The organism is Paenibacillus sp. FSL K6-2862, from assembly GCF_038005125.1.
In the GTDB taxonomy this organism is placed as follows: Bacteria; Bacillota; Bacilli; order Paenibacillales; family Paenibacillaceae; genus Paenibacillus; species Paenibacillus illinoisensis_A.
Map to the genome: position 1 here is coordinate 3917553 of NZ_JBBOSN010000001.1, position 11093 is coordinate 3928645.

Below are 11093 nucleotides of genomic sequence, written 5' to 3' on the forward strand. Positions count from 1 at the left end.
CAACTTTCAAGGCAAATGGATGGGTACCGGGCTTAATACAAGGCTTAAGGTACATGCTCAGGTTCTCGTTCGCCTGGAACAAGAACCTGAGACACAAAAAAAGCCGATTTCACAATGGAAATCGACCTTCAATAACGCTCTTGTTCCCGTTATTCCGTGATTATAATCGGACCATTTTTGGTCAGGATAATCGTATGTTCGATTTGAGCCACATAGCTCTTTTTGGTAGCAAAGGTCCAGCCGTCATTTTTTTGGAATACTTCTTCTTCAGAAGTTGAAATAAACGGTTCAAATGCAATAACCATTCCATCCTTTAGCAATTCGTCATCCGATGTATCGTTGTAATTATAAATATGATCGGGTGCTTCATGGATTGTACGTCCAATACCATGTCCTGTAAGATTTTTGATAACCGTTAATTCATGCTGCTTGGCAGTTTGAAACACTGCTTTTCCGATACCGCTTTTTTTGGAACCGGGTTTTGCTTTTTTAAGCCCTGCTTCAAATGCTTTTTTTGCAACTTCGCATATTTTGGTTAATACTTCTTCTCCCTCGCCAACTACAAAGGAGATTCCCGTATCTGCAAAATAGCTGTTCTTGGAGCCGGATACATCTATGTTTACGATATCACCTTCCTGAATAACGCGCTGTCCAGGAATACCATGCGCTACTTCATCATTAACACTGATACAAGTGTACCCCGGAAAATCATATTCACTTTTTGGAGCTGACACGGCCCCTTCTTTGGCAAAAAGCTCTCCGGCTATGTCATCAAGTTCTTTCGTCGTTATACCCGGAACTGTCCGCTGTACCAATTCATCCCGAATGGCGGCTACGATCTTACCGATTTCCTTCAAACCATTAAAGTCTTGTTCTGTCTTTGCAATCATTTTTTTCTACCTCACTATCTTTTATCATCAGTGCACTTCATTAATGCTATTCTCTCGAATAACTCAAACCATGTAAATGAGTAACCATACCTCTAACAAAACTTACCTGCCCGGTTGTTGGATGAGCTTTATTATAATCTCTCCAAAATCATCGGTGTTCAGAAGTGGAACACGCGGCCATTTGTGACCACATTTATTTATAATAACGCAAAGATGCGATATTAACTATCCTGTCAATACAAAATTTAATTCCAAAACAACATAATTTCTTCAAATTGGTTCATCCTATAAATAGGAAACAAAGTACTTTCCAGAGAGAAGGGTATCCGAGATTGAATGGGATAAATGAATGGCTCAAGCAGATTGCACATAATTACGTACTGATTGTCATTGCGGCAATATTATTTTTTGCAGTTAAAGCTTTAATCGGCTTTATTACATATAAGCATTATGATAAACAATTAAAAATGGTAAACCAGAAGCTCAATACCCTTCTTGAGGATAAAAATAATAGGGACTAATGGATAAACTGGCTTAGTATTAATGGTCGTTGAACCTGAGGAGTGATCAACATGTTGGGGAATATTATTTTAGGTTTTATAATTCCTGTTCTAATTGGTGGATGGATTTTACGAAGACAGCCCAAAATTCTTTTCGTTTTTTATCCGTTGGGCATAGCCGCCTCTGCTTGCATTAACAGTGTAGGTTTCAACTTTTTCTGGAACATACTCCCTAACTCCAATAATCAGTCCTATACCGCTCTTCCAATGGATCTGGGCATCTACCCGATCTCAGGATGTCTTATGATGTATGCCATTATCAAAAAAGGCGTAAAACCCTGGCTCGCCATAGTCATTACATCCGCAGTTCTTACCCTCATTGAATGGCTGGCCAAAGAAATGGGCAGAGTAGTGTACTTCAATGGATGGAATATCTACTGGACCGCCCTTTCCTACCTTCTGCCTTTAGCTATAGCATACGGTTATGGCCTTCTTTTCAGAAAGCTGTTCATACATTCAGAACTATAGGAAGGGATTTTACATGTCAGCCATCGCCATTTCTGATTTCTTTGTCACCCGGAACATCAATCCTCTATGTCAAAAAGGAAAAGCCGGGGCCGTGAATATATTATGCTTCTTCCTGTTCAACCTGACTAGGCCCGGCCATGAGACCTTGGACAGCTCCCATGAACGGCTTGATAGACTTGATCATACCGTAGCCCATTTTCACGACGGGCACGAATTGCTGAATCATGCCGAATAACCGCATTCCTCCGCCAAGTAATCCTCCAGCACCTCCAGCTGCAGCCCCGCCACCGAGCCCGCCAAACAAGGAACCCATCATGGGCAGAAAGGACGAAACCTGCGCTTGCGACATTTGGCGCGAACGCGTAGACGGCTTACGTGTGCCTTTGCCCTGTTTTCTTTTGTGAGAGGAGACTCCCTTACTGCCTGAAACAGCCTTTCGGTTCCGGTTGGAACGATGGGAGCTGTCTCGTGGTGTCGGTTTGCCCAATGCGGTTCCTCCACCAGTTAGCACCACTCCACCGTTATTCACTTCAGCGATATAACCAATGTATGTTTCACCATTATGAAGAGTCACGCAGACGGGTTTGGCTTTATATCGCTTTGCCTTTAGGCGTATATCGTTGATTTTAGCCATAGAATTCACCTCGCTCTACTGAATCTCCTGTAGTTTACGCAATAAATGGACTGCTTGCCTGTGCGAATGGGACATATGTAAGGTATTCTCAACGTGAAGAATGATCAACCTGTATATCCTTGTTCAGATTTAAGCGAGTTTGCCTCCCCTTCTAACGTATACCGTGGTTTTCGCCTCTTCTTTTTCGGCTGTCCTCTCCAGGACAGATACGTCCAAATGCGCAGAATGTATTCCAGGGGGCCACTCCGGAACATCTTGAGATAAATTGGACTTAACCACAACTGAATGCAATAAACAGCAACAGCGATCAGCGCCCCAACGAACACCCCGGCATGCCCAAACAGTCCAAGCCCATATCCATAGAAAATCGACGTACATATTACACTTTGCATTAGATAATTCGTGAGTGAGAGACGGCCAACCGCTTCAAACCTTGCTATTAGAGCAGAACGTTGTTTTCCCGTATACAGGAGTGCAAAAGCGTAAATGTAGCCCAGTGCAAGCAGCATACCTCCGAGTGTTGATCCAATACCGGTACCGAGCCAGCTTTCTGCACCCAGTTGCGGGGCTAATACGCCGTATGCTTTAAGTAACAGTCCCACCGGCACAAGGACCGCTGTGCGGCGATAGTATGTACGTCTCATTGCTTGTGGGTTGTCAAATGTTCCGATTCTGGCGGAACGCATGCCAAGCAGAAACATCGGCAGCGTGATGATCGGGGCCAACACGATAACAAGCAAGATGAAATTTGATCCCATTTCTGCAAATGGATCGGCATTATTTCGAAAGTCCTTGATTTCCATATAGCTGCCATTACCGTATATATCCTGGCTCTGCACAATGTAGTTAATCATGCCCTGTGACGTAGCAGCCATCGGGTCTGACGAATCAGAAGATGGGAGACCAAGAAGCCCTGCAATCGTAAGTAGTATGATGGCCCATACGAATAACGTTTTTGGCTTCCGGTTCAGGAACATCAACAGTAAGAAACCAGTAACTCCGTAAAATGCCAATATGTCCCCTTCCCACAGAAATGTCGAGTGCAGCAGCCCGATAATCAATAGAAGCAGAAAACGGCGGGCTAGATGACATTTCGGCCTTAGTCCCCTTGTTTTCAAGCTATCCGATAGCTTAATCATGCCGAACCCGAACATAAACGCGAAGATTGGCATGAAGCTGCCTACCACCGTGATATTCAGGAATGAATGAAAAGCCAAGTCCGTCCCTTCAATCCCAAACAATTGCGATTCGCTCTCGCCAAACAGACCGTATTGAAAAATCAACATATTCGCCAATACAATGCCTACCAGGCTGAATCCGCGCAGTCCATCGATTAATTGAATGCGCTTTTTATTAATAATCAATTCAATCACCTCTGTATATAGCATAGTACTCTGCCCTAAATGAGCGCTAAAGCCTTCCTTAACATTTCTTTAACGCAGCCATGAAAACAAGCTGCTTACTTTAAGCATCGTTAAGGTTTCTCTGGTACAATGACTAATGCAATATGAAGACAAGGAGGAAATTCCCAATGAATTCTGCAAAAATTCTAATCGTGGACGACGAAAAAGCCATCGTGCAGATGATCGAGTTCGTACTGCGCAAGGAAGGCTTCGAGTATATCTATACAGCAGACAATGCGGAAGAAGGAATGCGTCTTTTAGTGGAATATGGCGCTGATATTATTCTGCTCGACGTGATGCTGCCTGACCGCACTGGTTTTGAGCTTGGACCCCAGATTCGGGCACAATCTGACGCACATCTGATCTATTTGACCGCTCGAGCAACAGATCTGGATAGACTGACGGGCTTTGCTGTAGGTGGCGACGATTATGTTACCAAGCCGTTCAATCCCCTGGAGATAGCAGCCCGAATTAAAGCACGCTTGAGACGAGGAATTGCCGAATCAACAGTCCAATCGTTAGTCACACCTAACGCGGATCCACGTCAACGATATGAATTCGGCGGTTTTATTCTTGATGAACGCGCAGGCGAGCTTATTGTTGGCGACCAAAACATGCCGTGCCCTGCCCAAGCCTACCAACTGCTGCTGTTCCTGTGCCGCAATCCAAACATTGTCTTCTCCAAATCCCAACTGTATGAATCAGTCTGGGGCTTCGACGGACTTGGCGACGATAATACGGTCATGGTTCATGTCCGAAAAATACGCGAACGCATTGAGCCCGATCCGAGCTCCCCACGTTATCTTTTGACTGTTCGGGGTCTCGGATATAAGCTCGTGAAGGGTGACAACGTATGAAAAAGCAAGCCAAAAAGATACATAGCCGCTTTACAAGGCGTTTGGGGTTACATTTTACCATCCAGTTCTTCACCATTTGGCTGTTGGTTCTCGCCATCGTATTAATTTCTTTATTCACCATTATGTATCACATAGGTAACGAACAGCTGAAGACCGACATTCCTTCAGATGTACTGGATTCACTGGCGATTGAAACCACGATCGAAGGCGACAGCGTGGAACTTCCTTCTTTCTGGCCAGCCCAGCTTGAACAAAAGGGATATTGGCTCCAGATCGTTAACGAAAGTGGTCGGGAAGTTTATAATCTAAACGTACCTGAAGACGTGCCGGAGCAGTACTCTGCTGCTGAACTACTGCGCATCAGTGATACTAGAAAGCTGAATGAATACCAGGTTACAACCTTATACGAAGAAATTCTAGGTGACCGAAATCTCTATCTGCTCGGGCGGAAAGACGTGGACGGAACGAAGCTTGAAGAGTGGTACAAACTATACTCCGAGAATGGAAAGGTACCGGACTCCGCAGCTAGAATATTAGAAAATGATGTGAAATCAATCGGAGTTTCTCTTGTTGTTCTAAACAAGAGCGGTCATATCGTTCAGAGCTTCGGGCTCCCTTCAGGCCATGAGGAATACAGGGCCTTCGCTCTGATTGAAATGAGCCAGCAACCAGCCAAATCCAAGATCGACGTCTCCTATCATTACGACCCCGCTTCCCAATATACATGGCTGATTGAGCGACCACGAGAGGAAGCAGAATCAACCAACCAGCCGATATTACGTACCATGCTAATCGTGTTGGTTACCATCGGCTTAGCGATTTTATTGCTGTCCCTTGGTCTTGCTGTCTGGCACGGCTACCGGTACGGCGGTCCCCTGCTATTGTTCATGAGGGGTTTTGAGCGAATGGGCCGGGGCGAGTACGAGGAGGTTTTTACCGAGAAAGAACGCAAGAAAATTTTCAGCAGAAAAGGCCGTTTTCGTGCCCGTTATAAGCTATACCATGAGGTTATCGCAGGCTTCTCTGAAATGGCAGATAAATTAGCCTTTGCCCGTAATGAACGCCTGCGTCTCGAGCAATCACGCGAAGAATGGATGACCGGCATTTCCCATGATCTACGTACACCACTTACAACCGTTCAGGGTTACGGGCACCTGCTAGAGAGTGGACAGTTCAGCTGGAGTGAGGATGAACTGAGAGAGGTTGGAGGCACAATCCGCGAAAAGAGTACATATATGCTGGAACTGCTGCAGGACTTCTCGCTTACATTTGAACTGAAAAATCATACGCCAGGTGAAAAGCTGGAGCCGCTTGAACTTAATGAATTCGTTCGACGTGCCGTTCTACGCTATGTTAACGATGCAACGCTGCAAAACGTGGTTTTCGATTTCGAAGAAAGCCCGGCTTCTCTTCCTATTTTAGCCAATCCAAAATGGTTCCAACGTTTGCTCGATAACTTGATCTCCAACGCAGTCAAGCATAACCCGCCAGGAACGGAAATCACACTGAGCGTTATAAGCGAAGGCGAGCTTGCCTTCATTATCGTCCGTGACAATGGGGTAGGTATGGACGCGGAGACGCAGTCCCGTCTCTTCGATCGTTATTACCGAGGGACCAACACCGACGAGGGAAGTGATGGCGCGGGACTTGGTATGAGCATCGCTTACGCAGTAGTGGCCGCGCACAAAGGCACGATCTTGGTAGAGTCCAGTATTGGCGAAGGTACGATGATCAAACTCACATTCCCTAGACTTGCATCTCCCGATAGCAACAGTAAACCGGAAACTCATCTCTAAAATAAGTGAAACGCTAATTTTTCACCTTGAAACGATATGTAACAGGCCCTGCTGAGAAACGGCAGGGCCTGTTACATTCTTCATTTTTCTAAATGGGTAGTATCCCGAATTCTACTAAGATACTTTCAGTCCCCATACGTTTGTTATTCAGTTCTCCATCTTCTACGTTGTCTGCCACTTATAACCGATTTCTCACTGTCTATCTCAACGGTGCAAAATGGCTGATTGACGATAGAATCTTCTCCGTTCGTTCGATAATCTCAGAAGTAAGTTCCAGTTCGGTTGCTTTGATGTTTTCTTCAATTTGTGCCGGTCTACTGGAGCCGATGATGGCCGAACTTACAGCAGGCTGACGCAGAATCCACGCCAGAGCAAACTGGGATAACGTTGCCCCGAGCTCATTGGCCAGTTCCGACAGCTGTACAGTACATTGGAGCACGTCTTCACGCAAGTAACTGTTGATAACCCCATTGGTTTGATCATTGGAAGCCCTTGTTCCTACTGGAATCTGCTGTCCAGGTTTGTATTTGCCCGTCAACACACCTTGTGCTAATGGAGAAAATACGATAAGCCCCTGTCCTTCCTGCTCACATTGTTCAATAATACCTTCTCTTTCGATATAACGTTCAAACATGTTGTAAATCGGCTGATTGGATATGATTGGACGCAGATTCAGGCGTTTGCCGATCCCGGAGGCTTCCGCAATCTGTGCTGCGGTCCATTCGCTGACACCCGCATACAAAATTTTGCCCTGTGCCTGCAGGTCATCTAATGCCCTAAGCGTTTCATCAATAGGTGTTTCGGAATCAAAGCGGTGGCATTGATACAAATCAATATAATCGGTACCTAATCGCTTTAAGCTCGCTTCGCACTGCTCCATAATATGTTTGCGGGACAATCCACGATCGTTTGGACCCGGTCCTTGTGGGAAAAAGAGCTTTGTAGCCAGTACGTAACTGCTGCGTGGATACTGCTTCAATGTACTGCCCATTACCTCCTCCGCACCGGGATAGGAATTGGATGTATCGAAAAAGTTAATGCCCAGTTCGTATGCCTGATGCATGCAGGCACGCGCAGCTTCCTCCGATGTAGCCGATCCGTAGGTCAGCCAGCTCCCCAATCCGATTTCGCTCACTTTCAATCCGCTTCTGCCCAATCTTCTGTACTTCAACCAAATCACTCCTCCATTAAAGTTAAAATAAGAGCTTATCTCCTGAAAACGCTCTATTGAACAATCTTAGGATAGTGGTTAAACTTAGGTTTAAGTCAAGCCATTCAATCGATTTTTTTGAAAGGAAGATTTGCTTGGAATTTACGATTAAACAAGTCGCGGAACGCACCCAATTACCGCCTTCCACGTTACGCTTCTACGACAGAGCAGGTTTAATGCCTTTGTTGAAAAAGACAGAATACGGTACCCGCCAATATTCCGAAATGGATATCTGCTGGCTGGAGTTAGTCCGCTGCCTGAAGGACAGCGGCATGTCCCTGGAGGATATCAAAGCATTTATGCTGTTATGCCTGGAGGGTTCTTCCACGAGTGAACAGCGAAAGGTTATGCTGGAACAGCATCGACAAAATATACTGAAACAACTGGATACACTAAACTGCAGTCTTGGTACAATTGACTATAAGCTGGAGCATTATAACGAAATTGGCATCTTTCACATCGACTCCAAATAGCATATCGATTGCTTAATATTCTATAAAAAAAGAGGCCCATCTGAATCAGCTGATTCAGGTGGGCCTCTTCATTTAAATGAAAAGTTTATAGCAGATCGAACCAATCCAGACGGCAAAGACGATCCACACAATGATAAACACTCCTCCTGTAATCCAATTCGTGGGTTTACCGTTCTTCCGGATCTCCTCCGCTTTATCTTTGCAATCCAGAATGACTTCTTGAGGAATCAGCTTCAAAGCCATCGTAATGCCGAGCGGCACTATAATCAGGTCATCAAGATACCCAAGTACAGGTATAAATCAGGGATCAGGTCTATTGGACTGAAGGCATAAGCTACTACGCCGACCGCAAATAATTTTGCATACCAAGATACCCGAGGATCCTTGTACGCCAGGTACAAGATGAATACATTTCGTTTGATCTCCCTTGCCATGGCTTTTAATTTATCGATCCATTTTGTTTGTTTCATCTTCTGCCCTCGCCGTTAGTCATCGTAATGAATTGATCATAAACCATTCACCTCCGGTTTGATAGCAAATTGTGAGTATACTTCACGCATGACCCTCGCAACATTTCTCCGCAGTGCTTCCTTCCATCTCCTGTTAATCATTTCTTGATATTAATTACTTATCATGTGAATTAATAAATAATGATCCGGTAGATATCCGTCAGGTCCTCTTTTTTGTAAATTATTTTACACAACGAATACAGAGGACTGGGACTTCTTTTACAGTCGAATGATAATCTTCATATTGACGGACAAATGAATAAAGCTACATATGTTCATGTTTAATAATAAAGGAGGAATTATCGTGAAATTATCCAAAAAAGTACTTCCTGCCGCTGCACTCAGCCTGGTCTTTGCCGCTTCTACCGTCTTGTCTGCCGGTCAGGCCCACGCGGTACAAGCCGTTAGTGTAGAGACAAAAAAAATCAAGAATATCATTTTCCTCATCGGTGACGGCATGGGAACGGCTTATACTTCCGCTTACCGTTATATGAAGGATGACCCTTCGACTAAGATCATGGAGAAAACGGTATTTGATCACTATCTTGTGGGCGCTCAAATGACCTATCCGGACGACGACACACAAAACGTAACGGACTCGGCTTCCGCGGCGACCGCAATGTCTGCTGGTGTGAAAACGTATAACGCAGCTATTGCTGTCGATAATGACCATACTGAAGTGAAAACGGTTTTGGAGCAAGCCAAGGAAAATGGAAAGTCCACCGGACTTGTAGCTACGTCAGAGATCACTCATGCTACACCTGCTGCCTTCGGCGCTCATGATATAAGCAGGAAGAACATGGATGCCATCGCAGATGATTATTATGATGAATTGATCAATGGGGAGCACAAAGTTGATGTACTTTTAGGTGGAGGAAAAACCAATTTTGTACGTGAAGATCGGGACTTGACCAATGAGTTCGAAAAAGCAGGTTTTAGCTACGTGAATGATCGCAGTGCCCTTCTCAAGGATACAAATAAACAGATTCTCGGACTATTTGCTGACGGAGGTATGGACAAGTTGATTGACCGTACTGGCGAAACGCCTTCGCTGGCCGAGATGACAAATACAGCCATTGATCGCCTGAGCTCAAACGAAAATGGGTTTTTCCTCATGGTTGAAGGAAGCCAGATCGACTGGGCCGGTCATGATAATGACATCGTTGGTGCTATGAGCGAAATGGAGGATTTTGCTGCAGCATTCGAGGCGGCTATTGATTTTGCCAAAGAAGATGGAGAGACACTTGTCGTAGCAACCGCTGACCATTCCACTGGTGGACTTACGCTCGGGAAAGACGGAGAATATAACTTTTTCGTGGATCCGATCAAAGCCGCTGTACGCACTCCTGATTTCATGGCAGCTCAAATCGCTAAAGGGGCTTCCGTGGAAGAAACCCTTAAGAGCTATCTCAAACTTGAGTTAACTTCCGAGGAGATTCAATCGGTTAAAAATGCAGCTAAAGACGCAGATGTCACGACGATCGACAATGCCATCGAAGCCATTATTGATAACCGCTCGTTCACTGGCTGGACGACAGGCGGACATACGGGAGACGACGTGCCAGTCTACGCTTACGGTCCGGCAAGTCATCGATTCTCGGGCCTGATCGACAATACGAATAATGCAGAGATCATTTTTGATATCTTAAAGAAGCATAAATAACAATCTGCCTCTCACCAATAGCCCTTCTCTTTATCCAGCAGGAAAAGGAGAGGGGCTCTTCTGTTTCATTCTAAGTTGCCTTAGTGAAAGAATGGTTATAAGAAGAAATATGCAACTAATATTAATATTATTGCTTTAACTTTTCAGGGTTCTTCACTTTGATCGACACCACTTCGCCGCAGTCCAGACAAACGGTATAAATCTTTTCAGACCCCATTGCAAGTTTCTTATCCACTGGACGGAGATTGATAAAATCTGAAGCTTGTACAAATGAATTTCCTCCACAATCAGGACATCTCTTTTCCGTTGCTTCCATATAGACTGATTCCTCCTGGTCATTTACTTTGCTCATCCTTATGAATGGAATTTCCTGTATTATAGGAAATGAACCACTTTCAATATACCGTATTAACCAAATCAGGACAATATTAACACATGCTATAAATGACAATAACACTGCGTTTTTAACCCTAATCTGAAAGGTAAAAAAAAACAAGAAGCCGCGTCTCCTTGTCTATTTCAAGCTTCCCATGAACACGGCCAGGTACCTCCTTGAACATTTGCAGGGAGTCCATGGGCAATTCATTGATCTACAGCATGGATGTGTACTTCTCATTCAAGGACAGAAGA

The 11093-nt window shown here is 44.8% G+C and carries 10 protein-coding genes and 1 pseudogene; 5 read left to right on the forward strand and 6 right to left on the reverse strand.

All coding sequences use genetic code 11. From position 1 onward, the window contains the following. Nucleotides 1-149: 149 nt before the first annotated feature. A complete protein-coding gene (gene map / locus MHB82_RS17600; protein ID WP_095357541.1) occupies nucleotides 150-890 on the reverse strand; it encodes a type I methionyl aminopeptidase in 741 nt (246 codons plus the stop codon). Between the two features lie 572 nt (nucleotides 891-1462). Here map and MHB82_RS17605 point away from each other — a divergent pair. Next, a complete protein-coding gene (locus MHB82_RS17605; RefSeq protein ID WP_341175458.1) occupies nucleotides 1463-1918 on the forward strand; it encodes a CBO0543 family protein in 456 nt (151 codons plus the stop codon). Nucleotides 1919-2018: 100 nt separating this feature from the next. Here MHB82_RS17605 and MHB82_RS17610 read toward each other — a convergent pair whose 3' ends face one another. Continuing rightward, nucleotides 2019-2552 (reverse strand): hypothetical protein, encoded by a 534-nt coding sequence (locus tag MHB82_RS17610; RefSeq protein WP_341175459.1) that lies wholly within the window; start codon nucleotides 2550-2552, stop codon nucleotides 2019-2021. Nucleotides 2553-2656: 104 nt separating this feature from the next. After that, a complete protein-coding gene (locus tag MHB82_RS17615) occupies nucleotides 2657-3925 on the reverse strand; it encodes a DUF418 domain-containing protein (protein ID WP_341175460.1) in 1269 nt (422 codons plus the stop codon). A 158-nt stretch (nucleotides 3926-4083) separates the two neighbouring features. Here MHB82_RS17615 and MHB82_RS17620 point away from each other — a divergent pair, with 158 nt between their 5' ends. Continuing rightward, nucleotides 4084-4812, forward strand: a complete 729-nt coding sequence (locus MHB82_RS17620) for a response regulator transcription factor (protein ID WP_341175461.1) — start codon at nucleotides 4084-4086, stop codon at nucleotides 4810-4812. Next, nucleotides 4809-6608, forward strand: coding sequence for a sensor histidine kinase (locus MHB82_RS17625; RefSeq protein ID WP_341175462.1), 1800 nt, complete (start codon nucleotides 4809-4811; stop codon nucleotides 6606-6608). Before MHB82_RS17620 ends, MHB82_RS17625 begins: the two co-directional genes overlap by 4 nt. 199 nt (nucleotides 6609-6807) lie before the next feature. Here the strand turns inward: MHB82_RS17625 and MHB82_RS17630 are convergent, their stop codons facing one another. Further along, on the reverse strand, nucleotides 6808-7779 hold the full coding sequence (locus MHB82_RS17630) for an aldo/keto reductase family protein (RefSeq protein ID WP_095357536.1): 972 nt from the start codon (nucleotides 7777-7779) through the stop codon (nucleotides 6808-6810). Between the two features lie 134 nt (nucleotides 7780-7913). Between MHB82_RS17630 and MHB82_RS17635 the strand changes: the two genes are divergently transcribed. Further along, nucleotides 7914-8291 carry a MerR family transcriptional regulator gene (locus MHB82_RS17635; protein WP_095357535.1) on the forward strand — a complete coding sequence of 126 codons (378 nt, stop codon included), beginning with the start codon at nucleotides 7914-7916 and terminating at the stop codon, nucleotides 8289-8291. 212 nt (nucleotides 8292-8503) lie between these two features. Here MHB82_RS17635 and MHB82_RS32105 read toward each other — a convergent pair. Next, a pseudogene (locus MHB82_RS32105) lies at nucleotides 8504-8686 on the reverse strand (YkvA family protein); the annotation flags it as partial. Between the two features lie 391 nt (nucleotides 8687-9077). On the opposite strand from MHB82_RS32105, the gene MHB82_RS17645 reads away from it, so the two are divergent. After that, a complete protein-coding gene (locus MHB82_RS17645) occupies nucleotides 9078-10463 on the forward strand; it encodes an alkaline phosphatase (RefSeq protein WP_341175463.1) in 1386 nt (461 codons plus the stop codon). Between the two features lie 127 nt (nucleotides 10464-10590). Here the strand turns inward: MHB82_RS17645 and MHB82_RS17650 are convergent, their stop codons facing one another. Next, on the reverse strand, nucleotides 10591-10779 hold the full coding sequence (locus MHB82_RS17650; RefSeq protein WP_095357596.1) for a hypothetical protein: 189 nt from the start codon (nucleotides 10777-10779) through the stop codon (nucleotides 10591-10593). Nucleotides 10780-11093: the final 314 nt, after the last annotated feature.